This window comes from Sinomicrobium endophyticum, from assembly GCF_052983315.1.
Map to the genome: position 1 here is coordinate 185917 of NZ_JBRKIS010000041.1, position 21652 is coordinate 207568.

The following is a 21652-nucleotide window of genomic DNA, read 5'->3' on the forward strand; positions in this document are numbered from 1 at the left end:
ACGCCATCCCTCTGGCAAGCCCTTCTTGGGGCCTTGCCGGGGCTGTCTGAAACCCGGACCTTGGCCCGACGATTTTAAGGGGTTCATAATAAAAGAAGCCCTGGTAGTTTTTCGGGGCCTCGAAAAACAGGGCAGTGCCCAAGGACTTCCAATCAGGACGCCATTTGCTTTCCTCGTTTAACTTCCCGTACACTCGGACACAAATGGGTCAGAAGGAATTCCTAAGGCCCTTATGGAACCCGTCAAGGCCAGGCCCTGTTTTGCTCACAAATAAGGTTTCTACTTCCTTGTTTTTTGCCCTTCGGTAAAAACTACGTCGCAGACACTCCTGATTTCCTCCCAAAAGCCTTGACTGAACCCACTTATTTTATGGTGCTCTGCACGTAAGAAGCAAACAAACACCCCCTTAAAATCTGGACACAATTGCACAGAGATACGGGGGACATTATTAACCTGTCTGCCATGAGTGCAGACCTTTAAAACCTTTTATTATGAGTACGTTGAGAAACAAAGTACAGTTGATTGGAAACGTGGGGCAGGTACCCACCATTACCAACCTTGAGAACGACAGGAAAGTGGCACGGCTTTCGTTGGCGACCAATGAAACCTACAAGAATGCCAAGGGCGAGAAAGTGACCAGTACCGAATGGCACACCATCGTGGCATGGGGCAAGACTGCGGACATTATCGAAAAGTACGTGGACAAGGGCAAGGAGATTGCCATCGAGGGCAAACTCACCTCCCGTTCCTATGACGACAAGGAGGGCGTAAAACGTTACGTCACCGAAGTGGTGGCCAATGAAATCCTCCTATTGGGCGGTAACGACTAGATAGCAAAGAGGGCGCAACGGGGGAACGGGGCGCCCTCTCTTCATGTTTAACTTCTAAATACGAAATCAATATGAACACTAAAGGTAACCAAATCAAAGCAGGTTTGCAACAGTTTTGCGGTACACAGACCCTTTACAGTATCCCCTTACTTCAGACCCGTTTTACGGACGGGCTCAAATTCCTTGCGGACAAGGCGGAATGTTATTGGCTCATCACCGATGTTTCGGTGATCGCCAAGAGCCTGATGGACAAAAGCTATTTTGTCACCGTGGATTTTAAACGGCTTTCCCAAGAGGAACGGGAAGCGCAACAATGTGAGGCCACCATCACCTACGGGGATGGGAACGGCAACATATTGGAGACCCACCGTTATACCGTAACCGATTTTCCACTGGATGAATTGCGCCTGTATTTCACGGACGATACGCTGATGCTGCCCACGGAATACTAAGCCCGAAAAGGGGAGCTTCTCCCCTTTTCTTTTTTCAATGTAAAATTTTGACATCATGGATGACAATACCGAAATGACGGAATTTGAAATCTGGTTGGAGGAGCAACAAGAACCCCGGGACTACCCCGAGGGTTTTGACCCTGACCTGTACGACCTGTAGAACACCTTAATCCTTAAAAAATGGTCTATCTCAATTTTAGCAATCTCGATGCCGAGACCCAAAACCATTTGCTTTCCATTTCCAGAGAGGAAGTGGAGAGCCGTTACGGGGAGCAATTGCGCAACTATGCCGAATGCCATTATCTCGATTATGACGAACTCGTGGAACAGGAAGCCATCCGCAACCTGTACACCTACGATTACGTGTTCAATATGTGAACACGACGGACCACCTAAGACCCTTGCCATCCCAAGGGTCTTTTTTTGTTCCTATTTGATTTTTGGGAGGATCGAACACCCAAAAATCAACCGGGGTCACGCCTGCCTGCCAAGACCGTGAACGTCCGCAGGAACCCCTATCCCTTATTTGACCGCAAAATAGCCCTTCAAAAATATTCCCATCAAAAGACTACGGCATAATGGCTTTGCTCGTTCCTCACAAACCCACCCTTCGGGACTTATTCCGTTTCCTTTTGAGTTGAAATTTTTGGGAAGGACTGGGACACCGGCAAATAATCGATAATTTAAATTCATGTCCTATGAAAGCAACAGTTAAAAAGTCGCTGGAAATCCCGGCCAAGAAACACCCAAAGGAAAGTGTCATCAAAAAAGTACCGGATACCACGGTGGACAAAACCTTCTCCCTGGTGGTCAACCTCTGGATATTCCGGTATGAATATTATCGGGAACAGTCGGGTACCGCAACGAAGGAACAGTAACCGAAAAAGGCCTTTTTCCGAGGGCCTTTTTTTGGTCGTTGCCCCGAACATCTGACGTTTTCGGATGGCCAAAACGAAACTTCCATACCATTTCCCTGTAATTGCACCCAATTGCAACGAATCCGTATTTTTTCCTCACGGGGATTGTGCCTATCTTTAAAACAGGGCATCACAGCCCCAGTGTACGGCAAAACCCTTTTGGTTTGACTTTCCTTTTTGCCGTACCATCCCAAGACAATCGGACTGTACAGTTCGGGGCGATACATTTTTGTCCCTGCGGGACAAAATGGAAGAGCAAGAGGACAACACGCGTTGCGGTGTTGACTTCATTCATTTAATATTAAATAACTGATTATCAGTTATTTAAATAACAATTCAAATACCGGGTATTCAGGGGTTTACAGTAAAAACCGCCGGAACACCCATAAACAGGGAAATTTTTACAGTAAATCATGGAGGATGCCTATCGAAAATATCGGTTTTCGGCCATCAGCATCAAGAAGGAAGTGGCCGTTCGCTTCCGGGCCTTTTCCCGCCTGGTGTCGGATTCCCATACCCGGACCCTGGAGGCCATCATGAACTTCTTTGAATGGAACGACCTCCACCCGCACGATGACCTCGGCCTGAAGAACAACCGCACCAACAAGCGCATCAATGCCGTGATCGCCATCCTGAAGAACATCGAAAAATACCAGACCCTGCCCACCAAGGCCATGCTCGATACCCTCTTCCACGAAATGTCCCAAGTAGAGGAAAGGGAAATGGAAGAAGAGGTGGACTTCGGGCCGCCAGAAACCTTCACCCGGGACCGGGAACTGGAACAGTACCAGAATCGCTACGAGGATATGCAACAACAGCTGGGCCGTCAGAACAAACAGGTCCGGCAGCTCCTGGCCCAACTGACCTATGTAAAGGGCACCTTCGGCAAGGGGCACTACAAACTGGATATGGACAAAAACGAACTGGAAAAATTTAAAAAGCAATTACACGATGTACATCACGATCACCGCACAGAAGGTTGAGGGCAATTACGCCCAAAGCGCCGTCGATTTTGTGGACTACCTGGAAAAAGAGAACCAGGGAAAGCCCCTGCCGGAACTGGAACATTTCTTTGACCAAAACGGGGACGAGATCTCCGCCAAGGAAGTCATAACCGAAATCGACGGGAACACGGCCAAGCTCAAAAAGAAGGAACCCAAGTTCTATTCCATTACCCTCAACCCCAGCCAAAGGGAACTCAGGGCCATCAGGGATTCCCCGGAAGCCCTCAAGCGCTACACCCGGGAAGCCATGAAGGAATATGCCAAGGCCTTCCACCGGGAGATCGACGGACGCCCCGTGACCGTGGAGGATATTAAATATTACGCCAAGGTGGAACGCCAGCGCACTTTTAAGGGCACGGACCGGCAGATCAGGGAGAACCAGCCCTATGCCACCGAGATCCTGGAACTCAGACAGCAGGTCCGCAGCATCGAAACCGGGGAACGATCCGGGGACCTCAAAAAACTGCAACAGGAGATCCGGCGGCTGGAACGGGAAGCCCCCCACCAGCTGGACGGTCAACGAATCGTCCGGGGGATGGCAAAACCGGGCCCGCAGAGCCATATCCATATCATCGTCAGCCGCAAGGATACCTCCAACCGCTACAGTCTGTCCCCCGGGAGCAGATACAAGGCCTCCACGGTGGAAATGCAGGGCAAGACCGTCAAGCGCGGCTTTGACCGGGATGCCTTTGTCAAGAATTCGGAAAAGACCTTTGATGTCCTGTTCCAATACAAGCGCAATTACGTGGAAACCTATAAGGCACGAAAGACCTTTTTGAAGGACCCCAAACTGTATTTTGCCACCATTACCCAACTCCCGACCAATGAAAAGGCCCTGGCCTTTAAATTACTGCAACAGTCCGGGGCGGACACCACCCTGCTGCGCATCCCGACCAACAAGGTCCAGCTCACCCTCAAGGCCATCAATGCCCTGAAAAGGGGCATCGGCAGGGCCATCGAATCCGGATCCATCGGCATATGAACTGGCCCATCGAACATATCATCCTCTATGGGCTACTGCCCCTGCTCTTTGTGGGGACCCTGCTCTATGGATTGCTGGGCGGGGAAAAGAAGGGCCACATCGATAAAAAATACAGGCTGCGCTTTACCCTGGACAATGGCAGCTTCAAGGCCGAGAACATCCGCAGGGGAACCTCGGTGATCGGTTCGGCAGGTAGCGGAAAAACCGAAAGCGTCATCTATAACTATTTGCAGCATTTCAGCCAATATGGCTTTTGTGGGGTCATCCACGACTACAAGGATTTTGAACTCACCGAGATCGCCGCTCCCCTCTTCAGGGAGCAGCACACCAAATTCTACACCATTGCCTTTGATGAGATCCATTACCGGGTGAATCCCATCGCCCCCAAATATCTGCCCAACGAGGAAAGCGTCAACGCACTTTCCCGGGTGCTCATGGAAAACCTGCTGGAACAGAACTTTTCCGAACATAGCGGGAGCAACAAGTTCTTCTCCGATGCCGTGGAAGGCCTGCTGAGCGGGCTGATCTGGAAAATGAGGACCGCCCGGCCGGACTACTGTACCCTGCCCCATATCATGGCCCTGTTCCAGGCCATGAGCACCAAAAGGCTGGTGGCCTTCCTCAAATCGGACCTGACCGCCATGGGACTGGCCAGCGCCTTTATCAACGGGATCGAATCGGAAAAACAGACCGCGGGGGTGAAAAGCTCCATGGCAAATGCCTTCAAAAAGATCGGTTCCCGCAAACTGTGCTATGTCCTTTCCAAGGACGAAGTGCCCCTGGACATCAACCACCCGGAGCATCCGGCCGTGGTCTCCCTGGTCAACAATCCCAAATACGATTCGGCCTATTCCCCGGTCATTGCCATGGTGATGCACACCCTGATCAAACAGATGAGCGTGCGGGGCAGGAACTCCTCCTTTCTCCTCATGGAGGAGGCCCCTACCCTGAAACTTCCAAACATGCCCAGGGTTCCCGCCACCCTCAGAAGCTATGACATCAGTACGGTCTATGTGATGCAGGACAAGGTACAGAACGACCTGCTCTACGGGGACAAGGCCAGCAAGGCCATCCTGAGTAACCTCTCCTATCAGTTCTTCGGAAAGGCCAACGATCCGGATACGGCCAAATATTACGAACGCTTTTTTGAGATCATCACCAAGCCCACCCGGAGCATCAGCAAGAGCAGTGGGATGAGTTTTGAGAGTCGGGTCACCAAGGGGGAAAAGGAAGTGGCCAAACGAAGGGCCGACCAGTTCTTCCGGTTGCGCACCGGGGAATTCATCGCCTTTGCGGACGGCAGGGACAAAAAGGTACGGTTCACCCTCCAGCCCATGGAAAAGGAAAGACCGGAACCCAAGGCCCCCGTGACAGCCGCCGACCTGCAAGTGAACTTTGAGCGCATCCACCGGGAAGCAAAAACGCTATTTCAGTAATCTGTTCAACAATAACAACCAATTTAAAGGATTACAAGAATAATAAAACATAAGGTTTTAGTTTACAGATCTACTTATGGTCCATCCCCTTTTTTTCGTCTGAAAGTATGCTTTCTTTCCAGTATCTGCATCAAAAGTTTTAATCCACGACTTCTATTCTCGTAGGAGTGCTCCCAGATTTCTTTGATATCCGTAGCATATGAAATCAGCGTCAAGGTCTCATGTATAAGCATCCCCAAGTGTAAGAGCACACAGGCATTTTCCTTGAAAAGCTTTTTCTCCAGTTCTTCACCTGTCCGAAGGCCAAACTCTGAATCAAAAACTCCCACACCATAGGTGCAACCATAAAGGGATCCGTGAAGTGCTTCAGAAGCATCGGCATAATATTGGATCTTATTGATAGTGAAAAAAAAGTCCATGAATCGGTTCCAGTCTTGCAAAACCTGGATTCGCTCGTTTAAACTGGTATTGGTCCATTTCAAATTGTGCTTGGTCTCTGAAAAGAAAGCTAGGGCTTCTTGCACGATGGGAATCTGCTTCAATGCTTCCTGCTTTTCTTTTTTTTGGTCGAAGTAGCCTTGTAGATCTTCGAAATCTACATCTTCAATACTTGGTGCCAGTATATTATGATAATTTTTGTAAATCGGGTGCAGGAGAAAACCCCTATATTCCTTATCATCACAAACGCTTACATAACAGAAGTTGGTCATCTTTTCCATGAATGCTCTGGCCAGCATGACAGATTCATTGGAAAATGTTTCCGTCTGCACGGCCAATTGAAGTAATGCCGCTCCGGTTTGTCCACTACTTATCAAAAGTACACTTGCCATTTTTTGCCTTTCATCCGTGATCTTGGGAACAGCTTCTTTGAGCATGCTCAACTGCGCGGCAAAAAATTGTGATGATAGCCCGTGATACCCTTTAAGATCTTCAAGTGAATATCTGGATATACTCCTATGTGTATTGTTCTTTTTCAGAAGATTGAGATTATTTGTTAGATCATGCCAGGACCAAACATTTCATATGGTCCTAAGGTTGTTCCCCAATGCCGCTGGATGTGAAAACACAAACAATTATACCTGGTGTTGCTCCGTATATTCCTCCGTCAGTTCATTCAACTCCCGGATCAACAAGTGGACCTTGGTACAGGGGTTATGATTCGCATAACTATGATCTACATAAAGAGCTTCCAGTCGTTCGGAATTTTTAATGGCCGTTTGCTGGCTCCCATACCGATTGAGGATAGAGAACATCTGTTCAGAGTTCTTCTCATATTTATAATCCGTTCGACCTGATGCCCTGTTGACCTCCTGCTCCAACTTTTCCTGGTATTGATGTCTGGAAATTCCCGTATGATAATAATTAAAATGCAACAGATACCAGAGTTCGAAAGCTTCATTGGTCCATGCGCAGTGTATTTTGGGTTTGGCGTTTTCCCCCTTTATAATGGCATTATTAAAGTTTCGGGCCGGAAAACTATCCTTGTCGAATACCGCCCAGACCTTGTCTATTGTTCGCAGATACAAGTCTTCATACCGCTTTCGCAAATTCTTGGCCTCCTCAATAATGGAAACCGTATTTTTCCCGGTTCCATCAATATCAATGTTCGTGAGCTCCAGTACCCCTTTGGGCAATGAGGCCTTTAAGGATTCAAAATAATTGGGTTCGGTTTTTTCGCCTTCACAGACAATGAGATAGAATTTCCGTTTCGTTTTGAACTCAATCCTTCTTTTTTCTTCTTTTCGTGCACGTCTTTTAAGTACGGCATTGTCTATTTTAATAATATTAGCCATTTCCCAAAAGTTCTTCAAAGTTACCGATGAAAGGAATGGCCCCATACCTGCCATGGATGTAATCCTTTTCAAAGGACCTGTCCTTGCGTACTTTGGCCGAGGAACCCTCTTCCTTATATTCAATCAGGGAATAGAGATCGGTAGCTTCCATCCTATCCTTTTCAAGAAAATATATCTGGTCCCTTCTGAACCTTCCGTAATGCAATAGGTTGGTGTCGTGGGTGGCAAAAATCAATTGTGCATTCTTGGGATTGAATTCGGGGGAATTGAACAGGTTCGTAATGGCAGCTGTCATCAAAGGATGTAATTTGGCATCCAATTCATCAATGACCAGTACACCACCGTCCAATAGGGTATCAAAAATAGGTCCCGAAATATCGATGACCTTATTCGTGCCGGAAGATTCTTGGTGACGCAATTCGAAATCCCGCAATCCCACCTGTTTCCCTTCGGCATCGTATATTTTGTGGACCGTGGTGATCCGTGCCAAGGTCTTTCCTTGGAGGTCATTAATAATATCATTGTGTCGTTCAATTGGAATGTCCTTATCCAGCAAACCTTCATGAAACTTTTCCTTTCTGAATATAAGTTGGTCGAAACCAAGATCAAGGTCCTTGAAAAAATCCAAAAGCTTGTCCTTAGAGGTCTGTTGATCCAAAAGCGAGAAGGTAACTCTTCTATAATTTTCATGGCTCAAACCGGAAATAGTTGCCCATTTGTTGAACCACTTGACCACTGCTCCTGCAATCGCACCATTAAATTGATCTACTACGGATAGAAAAAGGGCATTATCACGGGTCTTGGCTTCCAATCCCTTGCCCTCATCAAATTCCTCCGAGACACCAATGCCCTCAAGCTCCCTAATGAACAAGGGTTGCTCTTCATTGTCCTCACATTGAAAAAGCCATTCCCCGTGTACAGCATGATTATCGATCTCAAAACCATATCTGTATCGAATTCCATGCCACAGGAACACTACTTCAAAAAATGAAGGCTTTTCTTCTGTCTCCGTATTGAGAAGAAAGGGAATGACCGGAAATGTTGATGCGGAGGATTTTTCAGCCGAGGTCAGTACAATCCTCCTCATAGTGGACATCGCCTTGATCAAATTTGACTTACCACTTGAATTTGCGCCATAGAGAACCACACTCTTTAACAGTTCATAGCTACCTACCTTGAACACAGAGGCTCTCTTATGCTCCGTGATCTTGGTAGCTTCCAGCGACAACGTTTTTTTATCCTTGAAGGACAAAAAATTTCCTACTGTAAATTCGACTATCATAGATTTCTTTTATGAGAATTTTTCTCATTACTTTGCAAACATACGAATTTTATGAGAAAATATCTCACAATCACAAACATATTAATGTTGAAATGAGCAAACTGGAATGTTCCAAAACTACTAACCCCATTTAACAGGTCCAGGAAATCCAACCAAGGAGCCATTCAAGACACTTGGCTATCCTGGAGAACCAACGGACAGCCTGTCCAGCACTGCTTCCCAACAGGTCTAGGTTTCCGGGGGGCTTTCCTCCCGCTTGACTTCCCCGGGGTTCATGCCAAACTTGCGCTTAAAAGCCCTGTAAAAACCGGAGCGGCTATGGTAACCTACGGATTCACAGACCCCATCGATCCCCAGGTTGGTCGTGCGTAACAGGTTCATGGCCCGTTCCAGTTTGCAATCCATATAATAGGCGTACGGGGTCCGCCCTACCAGTTTCTTGAACTTCTTGTTCAGCTTTTTTTCATTGATGTTGAACCGGTGTGCCAATTCCTTGATGCCGGGCAAGGGTTGGGAGGCATGGTCCTCGATATACCGGACGATCTTGTTCATGCGTATCTTTTCCATGGACTCCTTATGCCCCGATTCCTCCAGTTCGGGGAACATGGACCGGATGCTTTCCGAATGCAGGGAAATCCCCATCTCCCGCATCAGCAAATGGGCCTCTTGGGAGTGGTCCTTTTCGAAACTCCTGATCCGAATGGTACCATCGGCCAACTGGGCCACATAACAAAAACAACTGTAATACAACCAACCATTGACCTTGTATTCCAATGCCGTGCCCAATTCGAACGGGGCACGCCGCAGAAAGTTCCTGCGCAATTCCTCCCAGGTCTCCACGGACCTTTTGGTCAACAACTCACCTAAGGTAAGCCCCTTGAAATAGGCCCGGTCCTTGTGCAGCAGGTCAGGGACCTTCTCACCCACGCTTTTGATCAGCAGGGACTTGGACAGGTGAATCTCCAAAAGGGGGGGTAGGGACGGATCGAAATCCCTGGGCTTCCGCTTGCTAAGTCTCGCTCTGTGCAGCTCCCCTTCCAGGTTCAAATACTTCGCCACAAGATTATAGTAGTCGTGACGCTTGGAAAGCCGTAAACGGTAGCCCCAAATTCCCTCCGTCCTAGCCTGGAGCAAATGGCAAATGTTCTCTATGTGTTTCTTTTTGAAGACAAGCATTGGTAACAGCAAATTGGTGAAGCCCCTTTCTCAATAGTACAATGGTCCGTATCCGTTTCGCCACATATAGGGAGGTCCCGGGCATTTTAAGGAATCCTTTCCACAAGGGTATCAGTTGGGTCGCTGATCCAATAGGTGTTCGTCAGGGAACCGATTGGGTATCCCCTATTGGTATATCAAACCTGCCATTACTTGGTAACCGTAGTTTTGATCGGGCTCGTTTCCTGTCAATGGACGGCGTCCCACGGCCATGTCCACAGGTCTATCTCAAGTGCACGACCGGGCTCGAAGAATTGGGTTGCCCCGGTCGGGGGGAGCCGCACGAAATTTAATAGGGCCATTAAACCTGTTCAGAGATGCCCTACCCGCTAAAAATAAATCAAATAATCCAAAAACTGACTTTCTCCATCCAATAATTAATAGGTATATTCTGTATTTTAACATTTATCTATAGTACGTACTTTAAGGAATATTCCTAACCGATTCCGTATTTTACCTGAATTTGCACAACCAGAGAGTGCCTGGAGCTCCACCGGAAAGAAAACATTTAAAGGTCCCGACAACTGCTATTGCTTCCATGAAACCGTCCAGTGATGACGGTACTTTCAGGGCTAGTCAAAGCCAATAAAAATGACCTTCCTAAAATACATGATTTGTGTATTTAACAGTTGATTTGTGTACAGGTTAAATTTAATTTCTAATTTAACCCCCTGTTAACCATTGATTAACAATCTTTTATTAAACAACTATTTTGGCTTTTTCCCTCAGGCGAAAATCATCCGCACCAGATAGGGAGCCCCGAGAAATTCCCGGGAACGGGGAATCCATAGGTCAAAATCAAACCGATGTCGAGCTCTGGCAGGCATTCCGGGAAGGCAGTGAATCTGCCTTTGCCTCCATCTATGATCGCAATTTCAATGTCCTGTTCAAATATGGCCTCAAACAGGTCAGGGACCGGGAACTGGTGGGCGATGCCATACAGGACCTTTTTGTGGAACTTTGGGAGACAAGGGACCGCCTTGGGGAGGTCCGTATCATTACCCATTACCTCCTGACCTGTATCCGGAGAAAAGTGGTGGCCCGTGCCATAAAGGCCGGAAAAAGAAGCCTGGTCCCGGTGGATGAATTGCTGGAGGATGAACCCGTTCCGTCCCTGGAACACCTCTTGGTGGAGCGACAGGCGTTTGACCAGCGCCGCAAGGAGGTCAGCCATGCGGTATCCCAACTCAATACCAACCAGCAGGAAATCATTTTTCTGAAATACCATTGCCATATCGACTACCCCGAAATCGCCGAGATCATGGATACCGATACGAAATCCGTGTACAACCTCATGGCCCGGACCATGAAACGTTTACGGGACCATTTTGGGTCATAGCCCTCCCCTCTTTCTTGCACAGCTAACCCTCATAGACGAAATCGCTGCAAAAACATTACGGAAGCGGGTGTCCCTTGCCCTTTGACTGCTCTTGATACATGCTTGACAAATTTTTTATTCAATTTTTTCATTTTTTTTGAAGTGATCCGGAAAAAAATCCACTCCACTCTATAAAGGGGCTTGTTTCCTTCCCCTCAAAAAAAACAACAGTGACCTACAAGGATTACAGTTCGGAAGATTTCGCAAGAGACCATTATTTCCAGAAATGGGTATTGGAAAAGGACGCCGTTACCGCCAGTTTCTGGAATAACTGGTTGGCACAGAACCCGGAGAAAAAGGAGGTGGTGGAAACAGCCAGGGATATGGTCCGCTTGCTTGCCCGTGATGAGGACGACCCGGCTCCGCATGAAAAGGACCGGGTTTGGATGAAGATCATCGAAAAGCGCAACATCCGGGAAAGGGGCAGGATGAACAGCCCGAAATCCATCTTCGGTAAGACGGGAAAAAGATTTTTGAAAGTGGCCGCTGTAATTATTCCCCTGGTGGCATTGGCCTATGGCGCCTACCGATTGGACTTTTTGGGAAGCAAAGGGTCAATGACCCTTGATCCCAACCAGATTACCCTGGAATTACATGACGGCACCATCAAGGTGATGGACGAGGAAGCTTCCGGACTGATCATTACCGATAAAGGCAAGGCACTGGGGAAACAGGACAAGAAAATATTGACCTACCAAAGGTCAAAGGACAACGTAACGGAGCTGGTATACAATGAGCTGACAGTACCCTATGGTAAAAATTTTGAATTAGTCTTATCCGATGGTTCTCATATTTATCTCAATGCCGGCTCCAAGTTGCGTTATCCCGTACAGTTCCCCCATGGTAAACCCCGGAACGTTTTCCTGGATGGCGAAGCGTTCTTTGACGTGGCACGGGACTCCACACGCTCCTTCACTGTAGTGACTGACATGCTGAATACCCAGGTGTACGGTACCAGGTTCAATGTTTCGAGTTACAGGGACGAGAACAACACCTTTACCGTACTGGAAGAAGGGAGCGTGGGGGTTTACCACCCCAACAGTCCAAAAAAGGAAGAACCCGTGAAGATCGTGCCTGGACAACGGGCGGTCTTTGAGGACGGCTATATCCATGTCGAGACAGTGGACATCCGCAAGTACACCGCCTGGATAGACGGCGAGCTCTATTTTCTGGATGACCGTTTTGAACTCATCCTGAAGGAACTGGAAAGGCGTTTTGACGTGAAGATAGAGAACCGTTATCCGGAACTCGCAGAGGTAAGGTTTACCGGGACTTTTAGCCGGGAACCGCTGGACCAGATCTTAAAGTTGTTCCAGTATCAGACTCCTTTTGATTACGACATGAAAAAGAAAACCATAACCATCCAAAAGCCACAGCCTATGACAGAATGAAACTCAGATAAGATCAAAAAATCGAAGGGTGCTCGCAACACCCTCCGATACGATTGATTACAAGCCAAACAAAATAACTAATAATCAACTCAAAAGTATGAAAATTATCAGGAATGCCGTAAGGCACCGGGACAGTTCCCGCCTTAAAATCACCCTACGGATGAAACTGCTGCTCTCTCTTTTCTTTGCCACCTTGTTACAGATCAATGCCGGTCTGGAAGGAAACCGCAGTCAAAATATTACCCTCGACCTCAAATCGGCCACGGTCCTGGATGTCATCCGTGAAATAGAGACCACAACCGATTACCGCTTCCTTTACCGCAAGGACCAACTCGATACCTCCCGAAAAATGGACATCCGCGCCAAGAACGAGAAACTGGAACGGGTACTGCAAAAGGTATTCGGAAACAGTGGTATCGCTTATAAAATTGAACAAAAGCAAATTGTGTTGACCCCGAACAATGACATTCCTTCGGGATCTGATGTCAACTTAACCAATCCGGTACAGGAACAGCATACTGTTACTGGGACTGTTTCCGATGCACAGGGCCCTATGCCCGGAGTAAGCATCTATATTAAGGACAGCGATAGGGGCACCTTATCAAACCGGGATGGAAGGTACCAGATCATGGCATCGCCTATGGATATTTTGGTCTTTAGCTATATTGGATACGGGACCATTGAACGTACAGTGGGAAACCAAACAATTCTAAATATAGAATTGCTGGAAAATGTTACGGAATTGAACGAAGTGGTGTTAAATGCGGGGTATTACACCACGACTGAAAAGGAGCGAACCGGGAATATAGCCAAAGTTACGTCCAAGGAGGTCGAGTTACAACCCTTGGTCAGCCCACTTCAGGCACTTCAGGGACGTGTAGCAGGAATGGAAGTCACTCCTGGCGGTGACTTGCCCGGAACTGCACCTACGATCCGGATCCGTGGGCAGAACAGCTTACGCGATGAGGGAAACTACCCTTTATACATCATTGATGGCATGCCCATCAATGCCACTCCCGTAGAAAGTAACAATAGTAATTTGACATTAAAAGGTATTGATCCTTTAAGTACCCTTAACCTTTCTAATATTGAAAGCATCGAAGTGTTAAAGGATGCTGATGCCACCGCTATTTATGGTTCCAGGGGAGCAAATGGCGTGATTTTGATTACGACTAAGAAAGGGTTTGAGGGCAAAACAGCATTTCAGGCACGAATTTACAGTGGCGTATCCACGGTTCCCAACCGACTGGATCTGCTCAATACAAAGCAATACTTACAAATCCGCAATAGGGCATTTGAAAATGATGGCGTAGAACCAACAACAAGAAATGCATATGATTTACTCTTATGGGACCAAAACCGTGAAACGGATTGGCAGGACGTATTTTGGGGTGGCAATGCCTGGGTGACCAACGCCAATCTATCAGTTTCCGGTGGTAATGCTAATACCCAGTTCCAAATGAACGGTGGATATCAGGAACAGGGCACTGTCTATCCCGGAGATTCCAAATATCAGAAAGCCACGGTTGGTCTTTCCCTTGATCATAGTTCCAAGGATCAAAAATTTTCTCTGGGGTTAAGATTAAATTATGGTGTGGACATTAATTTTTTGATGGGAGTATCTGGCAACCTAATTTCTGGCCTTTCCCCAAATGCACCCCCAATATTTAACGAAGATGGAAGCCTACATTGGGAGGAATGGACAGAAGCTAGTTTAAATAACCCTATTCAGGGATATTTCAATACCAGCAAAACAAAATCCAATAATCTCATATCTAATATAAACTTCAATTATAGAATCATAAACGACCTAACGTTTAAGACAAGCATTGGCTATACTAGCTTCCAGAGTACAGAAATCGTAAAAATTCCCAAAAGATCTTACAATCCCGCAACCTGGCAAACCAGAGATCACAGATCAACGCATTTAGAAGGAAAGCGGGATTCTTGGATCATTGAACCCCAATTGGTATATAGCCCTAATATTGGAAGTGTTCACTTCGATGTTTTGGTTGGTACCACATTTCAACAAAGCCAAAATAACCAAATGCAGGTTACAGGATCCGGATACGTTTCGGAATCAATTATTGGTAATTTGGCTGCGGCAGAGACATTGACCCAGGGAATCAATCAAACTACTGATTATCGGTATCATGCTGTTTTTGGGCGTTTGGGGCTTAACTGGAACCAGAAGTATTATCTGAACCTTACAGGAAGAAGGGATGGTTCCTCCCGTTTTGGCCCGGGAAAACGATGGGCCAATTTTGGGGCCATCGGGGCAGCCTGGATTTTCTCCGAGGAAAAATGGGTACGAAAACATCTGGAATTTTTAAGTTTTGGAAAATTGCGCGGTAGTTATGGTACCACTGGGAATGACCAGATTGGGGATTATGGTTACTTGAATGCCTATGAGGCCACAGTGGCTCCTGGTGGACTATTCCCGACTAGCTTGGCCAATCCGGATTACTCCTGGGAAGTGAATAAAAAACTGGAAACAGGGATTCAATTAGGTTTTTTAAAAGATATGGTTAACATTGGGGTAAGTTGGTACCGTAATCGTTCATCTGACCAATTGGTAGGTTATCCCTTGCCAGGGTTAACCGGATTTAATACCGTTCAAGCAAATCTTCCGGCTACGGTACAGAATACCGGATGGGAAGTGGAGTTTTCTTCATTCAATTTACGGAGAAAACATTTTAGTTGGCAAACCACTTTCAATGTGAGCCTTCCTAGTAATAAATTGGTAAGCTACCCTGGATTGGAGGATTCATCCTATGCCAATACGTATCGGGTGGGCCATCCCTTGAATATTAACCTATTATATCAATACGAAGGCGTTGACCCAGAATCTGGTTTATATACTTTTACGGACATCAATGATGATGGTAGATATGATTACCAAGATCGAGTACTTATCAAGGACCAGACCAGACAACTCTTCGGAGGCATCAACAATACCTTAACCTATAAAAATTTTTCTCTTCAATTTCTTTGGCAGTTTGTCAAGCAAGAGGGTAAATTATCCTTATTTGATGCTGGTCGATATGGTGCTAAAAGGGCAGCTGTGGTTTCTGCCTTGGAAGAGGAAAGTCCTTTTCAGGATATTTCTCAATCCTCAAGTTCCTTTCAGGCATATTTGAACGCTCAGAACACAGATCTGGCTTATACAGATGCCTCATTTATACGACTAAAAACCCTCTCTCTAAGCTACTCTTTGCCACCAAGCACCCTGCGAACTATAGGTATTAATGGATGTAAAATATTTGTCAATGGACAAAACCTATTTACTCTTACCGGTTATGAAGGACTAGACCCGGAGTTTGCTTTAAGTGGAATGAGCTTTGGCAACTTGCGCACCATTACCGCAGGGCTTCAACTTAATTTCTAAAAATTTAATAATGAAAAAAAGTATTCATAAAACAACAATTGTACTAAGCCTCATAACGCTCCTAATTATCTCATGTGAAGACTTTGTGGAAGTGGATGCTCCAGTCGATAAACTGACTGTGACAAGTGTTTTTGGCAATGATGAAACAGCACGAAGCGCCATGCAGGGCATCTATAACGAACTGTTCCGAACGGCTACATTTTGCGGAGGAAACAATAGTGTAACCGCTTTAGCGGGCTTAAGTGCCAAAGAAATTTTTACTTTGAATGAAGCTTCAGACCAGGTTTCTCTGGAATATCAGGAAAATGAAATTCAGCCCAATAATACGGCCAACCTCTCTCTATGGAGCAGTGCTTATAATGTTATCTATATGTGCAATTCTTTATTGGAAGGGGTATTGGCATCGGAACAAATATCAGAAGAGGTCGGGGATCAACTGGAAGGAGAAGCCAAGTTTATTCGGGCCTTTACCTATTTCCAATTGGTCAATCTGTATGGGGAAGTCCCTTTAATTTTAAGTACAGATTACAGGATCAATGCGCAGATGAGCAGGACAGCTATTGAAGAGGTTTATACCCAGATAGTATCCGATCTTGAAAAGGCTGTTGGTTTGTTAACCGATGAATATTTTGATAGCGAACGTACGAATGTAAACCGATTTGTGGCAGAGGCACTTTTGGCAAGGGTATATTTATTCCAGCAGGAATGGTCTTTAGCGGAGATACATAGTTCAAATGTGATTAATCAATCAGCACATTATGAACTATTAATGCAATTGGACCAGGTATTTCTGATGAATAGTAGAGAGTCCATCTGGCAAATTTCCCCTGCGGGAAGGGGCAATATTTTTACTAATACGTATGATGGTTGGCTATTTGTTTCTCCAGTACCGAGACTAGCTCTAACTAATGAGTATGCAAATTCTTTTGAAGACATCGACAAAAGGAAAAATTACTGGATTGGATATAGCCAGGATAGAGAAGCCTACTATCCCTTTAAATATAAAGATGGCCAAAGTTTTAACAATATCACCGAATACTCCATGGTGCTCCGGTTGGCCGAACAGTATCTGATCCGGGCGGAAGCACGTGCCCGACAAGGTAATCTATCAGGTGGAATCTCAGATATAGATAAAATCAAAGAAAGAGCTGGTTTGGATTTGTTGTCGGAGACCAATCCGGAAATCGATCAGGCTAGTTTGATTGAAGAAATCCTTGACGAACGTAAAAAAGAGTTGTTCACAGAATGGGGACACCGTTGGTTTGATCTCAAAAGGACCGGTGAAGCTTCCGAAATCCTGGGACGCAATAATCCATTATGGCAAGATACGGATGTACTCTACCCTATCCCGGAACAGGAACGCATGAAAAATACCAATCTCGGGCAAAACAACGGCTACTAACTGACACAACTTAGGAATAAGAGAAAGCCCTTTAATTAAATTATTCAATCAATTTCCCCAACATTTTCTGGGTTGGGGAAGTTTTTCCATGACTTAATGTTTCAAAAATTCAAACAACTCATGAAATTCAATCATATTTATTTTATTCTAATATTGATAGGTACAGCATTTTCAATGCAATGCCAAAAACAACCAAATAATGACACCGTACCACTAGATCAAAGCATCCGTTATGGGAAACTTCCTAATGGTTTTACCTATTATATTAAACCTACTTCCTCCCCGTCCGATAAGATAAACATGAGCTTGATTCTAAAAGGAGGCTCAAGTATACAGGACATGGATCAGATTGACATAGCCCATTTTATGGAACATATGGCTTTCAAGTCCAGTGAGAATTTCCCATTGGGAATTAAGGCTCCAAACCAATTGGACAGTCTAGAAATGGAGTTTCGCGATATTACTGCTTTTACCTCAAAATATTATACACAATATGTTTTTGAAATTTCTGAAAAGAATCTATATGCCCTTAAAAAAGGGATATTATGGTTCAAAGACATTGTTGGTGGAGGCCTTAAACTTACCACCAAAGAGATTGATGCGGAAAGAGGAGTCTTGATACAGGAACGAATTGGAAAGAACTCCAACGGCGCCGACCTTAGGGAGATATCAAGAATTGAACTGCAATCAAAAATAGATCCCGGGGCAAGAAACTGGCAAAATGATTTGAATTATCACTTGGAATATTACAGAACTTTTGAGCCAGACATTTTAAGACGTTACTATAACGACTGGTACCGTCCGGACCTGGGTGCACTAATGATAGTGGGTAATATAAAGGATGTGGATGGTTTGGAAGCTATGGTGAAAAAAAGATTCTCAAAAATCCCCACGCCAAGAAATCCAAGGAGATGGAAGAATACGGATTCGATATACTTTAATCAAGAACCTCAGTTTGCAAAGGTAGCTTGCACCCCGGAGAATCAGGATAACATTGACAAGCAACAAGTAATACTTCATTTAGGGTATAGGGATCCCTATACCAAGGCTAAGCTCCATACCGAAGTAGGGTTGAAACGAGAATTGCTCTGGAACATCTTATCCGAAGCCCTTCTGATTCGTACCCGCCTTGAAGAAGAACAATATAATATGGATTTCAGTACATTCAACAAGTATCTGACTTATAACAAGGCTTTTGGCATATTCCAAGCACGAAATATGTTCACTATTTTTATAGATAACAAGAACAATAGTGCAAAAAAAGGAACTGAAAATGCCACCAGGCTTTTACGTCAGCTCTATCAATACGGATTGTTGGAAGAGGAATGGAAGATGCTGAAGAAAGAAGAGCTTCAGCAAATGGATAATGGCAAAAGTAAAAGTGGGTCCTCTTGGATTAAAGAAATGAGCTCTCATTTTATTTATGGCGAAGCACTGCCAGAAGATAAGAGTACATATTTAAAAGACTGGTTCCAAGGGTTGTCCTTAGCTCAGGTAAACGAGGAAATAAAAGCCTTGATCCCTGCTATGCCCGATGATATTGGTATTGCTGCCTACGAGGGCAACAGCGTTTTATCCTTGAATGAAAACGATATACGTTCCTGGATAAAAAATGCCTGGAATGCTCCGGTTGAAGCATATCGACCACCGGAAATACCTGAAAATATCATGCAGGAAAATAAAGTATTGTCGTTGACCAAACGAAATTTTACTGATAAAGGAATAAACCAGGATACCGGTGCTCATGAATTGGTTCTGGATAATGGAATTAAGGTTGTCCTACTGCCACTAAATGAAGACTCTAGAAAAGTCAAAATACACGGTTTCAATCCACATGGGGCCCAATGTTTTGAAGGAAGAGATTATTTTTCAGCAATACACGCCGCAGACATTGTACTTAACGCAGGAATTAGTGACAAGAACAAGTTTGAAATCAACCGGTATTTATCATCAATAAAAAACAAGGTAAAAGTACGTCCATACATCGATGTAGCTGAAACGGGTATAAATGGTGAGGCTATGGCCGAAAATATGGAAGCAATGTTTCAGCTAATATATTTATATATCCGTGAACCTCGGAAGGATCCTGATGCATTTTCTGATTGGAAGCAAAGTAGCATTGAGAATTATGTAAAATGGCATATGCCTCGCAATGATATGGCCAACGCAATGAAATCATTGACCGGGGATTATAACATTAATTATAACAATACGACAGCGATGGTGGATGGACTACCCGAGGTTACTATAGACAAAAGCTACGAGCACTACAAAGATCTCTTCGGTAGGACCAGGGATTTTACCTTTACAATAACCGGAGACTATGATAAGGATGTCGTTATAAATATGGTCCAGCAATATTTGGGCAATTTACCAGACAGAGCATCTAAAAAAGAAAGTAAATCAGATTATCAAAAGAGGATAAAACTGGACAATGGACCAATATTATATAGGATTCCTGTACCGGATTATGCCGAGGGGAACGAAGGTATGGTATATGCAGAAAAATATATTGTCACTGCAAATTTTGGCTGGAAAGAGAGAATAAAAGTGGATGCCTTAATTACAATGATCAGAAATCGTCTTCTTACTGTATTGCGAAATCATGATCTTTCAGTGTACACTCCTGCGGCTTCAGGGGGATATAATTTTGAGTGTGCCAGGTACGAAATTAGTTTAAGGATAGATTTCAATGCCATGGGAACTGAAAAGGAAAAAGACAAAAAATTCCGATTGTTGCAGGAGACGATTCACCAATTGTTGGAAGAAATAAAGAATGGCACAATTAATAAGAATGAGGTTGAACGGGTCTTTAAAGAAATCGATGGTAAATATTCCACTGGCTTCTTTAATAATTCAAGAATTGACGAGAGATTATATGAATATTATAAGTATGATGCTACGTGGTTAGACAAAACAGAAGTGGAAAATTACCTTAGATCACTAGATATTGAAGATGTAATGGAGACGGCAAAAAAATATCTGAACAAGAACCACCGTTATGAATTCATAATGGGTAAGTGATAAGATGATAAGGAGGTGCCTCGATTTGGGCACCTCCTATAAGAATTGAATTTTCAAGGTAATTCAGCCTCCACTTCTCCATTTCCACTTTTTGGATCTAATTCATTTGGTGAATCAAACACCTGATAAATTAATCCATCCGATTGTGATTCTCCTAAACAAGGTTGAGCATCGGGGGTACATGTGGTAACTTCAGGAATCATTTCCCAACCGTTCCTTTGAATATAATCAAAATTCGGATCGGCATTCAGATTCGCGGTCGCAAACGACATACCTGTGGCAAATATCAGTGCCAGTACAGGCAATAAAAATTTAGTTTTCATATCAAATTGTTTTAAGTTAATAATTAAGTGCCTACTCTATTACAGGTTTTCAGCTTACTCCTGGCTTTGCTGCGCAACAAAACGGGTTTTATATGTAGAAGTTCTCTTCGTCTTTGTCTGGTATAAGATTATGGCCAGAACAGTGATCACCAGGCACCCCAGGGTCAGGTACAAATGTCCCTGCCAATCCAATGCGGAGAAAAACGTGCGGCAGGTACAGGGTATGGTTTCACTGAAATACACATTGGCCACAATATAGGTGGTTATAATCAATAGCAGGCCCAGGGCCATGAATAGGCCCAGTTGTCTGGTTTTGGGCCATAACAGGGCCATTGCCGTCAATATTTCCAGGAATGGAAAGAGCCAGGAAACTACAAGGGCCGTGGTCTCCCCGCCAAATATGGGCGAATCAATAATGTTGTGGTAAAAAAGATCACCTTCCCAGATTTTGGTAAGGCCCGTGTACATTAACAACATGGAAAGCAAAAGTGCAATAGTATATATGACCGAAGTACGGTATTTGGTCAGCCATTTCATGGGGTAGCTTTTAATGGTAAAATGCGGGTATAAATCAAGGCATCGGGAACCGGTGGTTCCTTGAAGAGGGTCGGTTGTCTGTAATTACGAAAGCTAAATTATAGGATTGTAATGGACTGGTTGTTACCTAAATCCGGCCAAACAACGTCCTAAATCCGAACTACCCATTTTTTATTGTTCCAAATACATTTTTTTGGTTTGAAATGTCACAGGATGTTGGTTTTTGAAACCATTTTTGGCAGATTACCTCATTTTCCTTCAAATTATTTTTCAATCAAAAACAGCCCAGTGTATAAAA

18 protein-coding genes are annotated in these 21652 nt (G+C 44.8%); 12 read left to right on the forward strand and 6 right to left on the reverse strand.

Annotation, left to right across the window (positions count from 1 at the left end):
* Positions 1–491: 491 nt before the first annotated feature.
* The 7 genes from ACVBDU_RS16065 (at position 492) to ACVBDU_RS16095 (ending at position 5621) form a co-directional block, all read left to right on the forward strand.
* Positions 492–830, forward strand: coding sequence for a single-stranded DNA-binding protein (locus tag ACVBDU_RS16065; RefSeq protein ID WP_447180742.1), 339 nt, complete (start codon positions 492–494; stop codon positions 828–830).
* 71 nt (positions 831–901) lie between these two features.
* A complete protein-coding gene (locus tag ACVBDU_RS16070; RefSeq protein ID WP_447180743.1) occupies positions 902–1282 on the forward strand; it encodes a DUF6876 family protein in 381 nt (126 codons plus the stop codon).
* Between the two features lie 180 nt (positions 1283–1462).
* Positions 1463–1660 carry a hypothetical protein gene (locus ACVBDU_RS16075; protein ID WP_163625481.1) on the forward strand — a complete coding sequence of 66 codons (198 nt, stop codon included), beginning with the start codon at positions 1463–1465 and terminating at the stop codon, positions 1658–1660.
* 320 nt (positions 1661–1980) lie between these two features.
* Positions 1981–2160, forward strand: coding sequence for a hypothetical protein (locus ACVBDU_RS16080; RefSeq protein ID WP_447180744.1), 180 nt, complete (start codon positions 1981–1983; stop codon positions 2158–2160).
* 506 nt (positions 2161–2666) lie between these two features.
* Positions 2667–3182: a BfmA/BtgA family mobilization protein gene (locus ACVBDU_RS16085; protein ID WP_447180745.1), complete on the forward strand. Its 516-nt coding sequence runs from the start codon at positions 2667–2669 to the stop codon at positions 3180–3182.
* On the forward strand, positions 3151–4185 hold the full coding sequence (gene mobB / locus ACVBDU_RS16090) for a MobB family relaxase (protein ID WP_447180746.1): 1035 nt from the start codon (positions 3151–3153) through the stop codon (positions 4183–4185). The genes ACVBDU_RS16085 and mobB overlap by 32 nt, the downstream gene beginning before the upstream one ends.
* Entirely contained in the window at positions 4182–5621 is a 1440-nt protein-coding gene (locus ACVBDU_RS16095; protein ID WP_447180747.1) for a type IV secretory system conjugative DNA transfer family protein, read from the forward strand. Before mobB ends, ACVBDU_RS16095 begins: the two co-directional genes overlap by 4 nt.
* 74 nt (positions 5622–5695) lie before the next feature.
* Here ACVBDU_RS16095 and ACVBDU_RS16100 read toward each other — a convergent pair whose 3' ends face one another.
* The 4 genes from ACVBDU_RS16100 to ACVBDU_RS16115 form a co-directional block, all read right to left on the reverse strand.
* Entirely contained in the window at positions 5696–6451 is a 756-nt protein-coding gene (locus ACVBDU_RS16100) for a hypothetical protein (protein ID WP_447180748.1), read from the reverse strand.
* Between the two features lie 243 nt (positions 6452–6694).
* Positions 6695–7414 (reverse strand): RloB family protein, encoded by a 720-nt coding sequence (locus ACVBDU_RS16105; RefSeq protein WP_447180749.1) that lies wholly within the window; start codon positions 7412–7414, stop codon positions 6695–6697.
* Positions 7407–8696: an AAA family ATPase gene (locus tag ACVBDU_RS16110; RefSeq protein WP_447180750.1), complete on the reverse strand. Its 1290-nt coding sequence runs from the start codon at positions 8694–8696 to the stop codon at positions 7407–7409. The genes ACVBDU_RS16105 and ACVBDU_RS16110 overlap by 8 nt, the downstream gene beginning before the upstream one ends.
* Positions 8697–8924: 228 nt before the next feature.
* A complete protein-coding gene (locus ACVBDU_RS16115) occupies positions 8925–9872 on the reverse strand; it encodes a helix-turn-helix transcriptional regulator (protein WP_447180751.1) in 948 nt (315 codons plus the stop codon).
* 751 nt (positions 9873–10623) lie between these two features.
* On the opposite strand from ACVBDU_RS16115, the gene ACVBDU_RS16120 reads away from it, so the two are divergent.
* The 5 genes from ACVBDU_RS16120 (at position 10624) to ACVBDU_RS16140 (ending at position 20494) form a co-directional block, all read left to right on the forward strand.
* Positions 10624–11250 (forward strand): RNA polymerase sigma factor, encoded by a 627-nt coding sequence (locus ACVBDU_RS16120; protein ID WP_447180752.1) that lies wholly within the window; start codon positions 10624–10626, stop codon positions 11248–11250.
* A gap of 209 nt (positions 11251–11459) precedes the next feature.
* The gene (locus ACVBDU_RS16125; RefSeq protein ID WP_447180753.1) at positions 11460–12680 is read left to right on the forward strand and encodes a FecR family protein; all 1221 of its coding nucleotides are present in this window, start codon (positions 11460–11462) and stop codon (positions 12678–12680) included.
* A gap of 160 nt (positions 12681–12840) precedes the next feature.
* A complete protein-coding gene (locus tag ACVBDU_RS16130; RefSeq protein WP_447180754.1) occupies positions 12841–16068 on the forward strand; it encodes a SusC/RagA family TonB-linked outer membrane protein in 3228 nt (1075 codons plus the stop codon).
* A gap of 10 nt (positions 16069–16078) precedes the next feature.
* Entirely contained in the window at positions 16079–17470 is a 1392-nt protein-coding gene (locus ACVBDU_RS16135) for a RagB/SusD family nutrient uptake outer membrane protein (RefSeq protein WP_447180755.1), read from the forward strand.
* 120 nt (positions 17471–17590) lie between these two features.
* Positions 17591–20494, forward strand: a complete 2904-nt coding sequence (locus tag ACVBDU_RS16140) for a M16 family metallopeptidase (protein ID WP_447180756.1) — start codon at positions 17591–17593, stop codon at positions 20492–20494.
* Positions 20495–20547: 53 nt separating this feature from the next.
* On the opposite strand, the gene ACVBDU_RS16145 is transcribed toward ACVBDU_RS16140, so the two are convergent.
* Both ACVBDU_RS16145 and ACVBDU_RS16150 read right to left on the reverse strand, forming a co-directional pair.
* Positions 20548–20817, reverse strand: coding sequence for a DUF6520 family protein (locus ACVBDU_RS16145; protein ID WP_187964532.1), 270 nt, complete (start codon positions 20815–20817; stop codon positions 20548–20550).
* A gap of 54 nt (positions 20818–20871) precedes the next feature.
* Positions 20872–21354 carry a MauE/DoxX family redox-associated membrane protein gene (locus ACVBDU_RS16150; protein ID WP_447180757.1) on the reverse strand — a complete coding sequence of 161 codons (483 nt, stop codon included), beginning with the start codon at positions 21352–21354 and terminating at the stop codon, positions 20872–20874.
* Positions 21355–21652 lie beyond the last annotated feature (298 nt).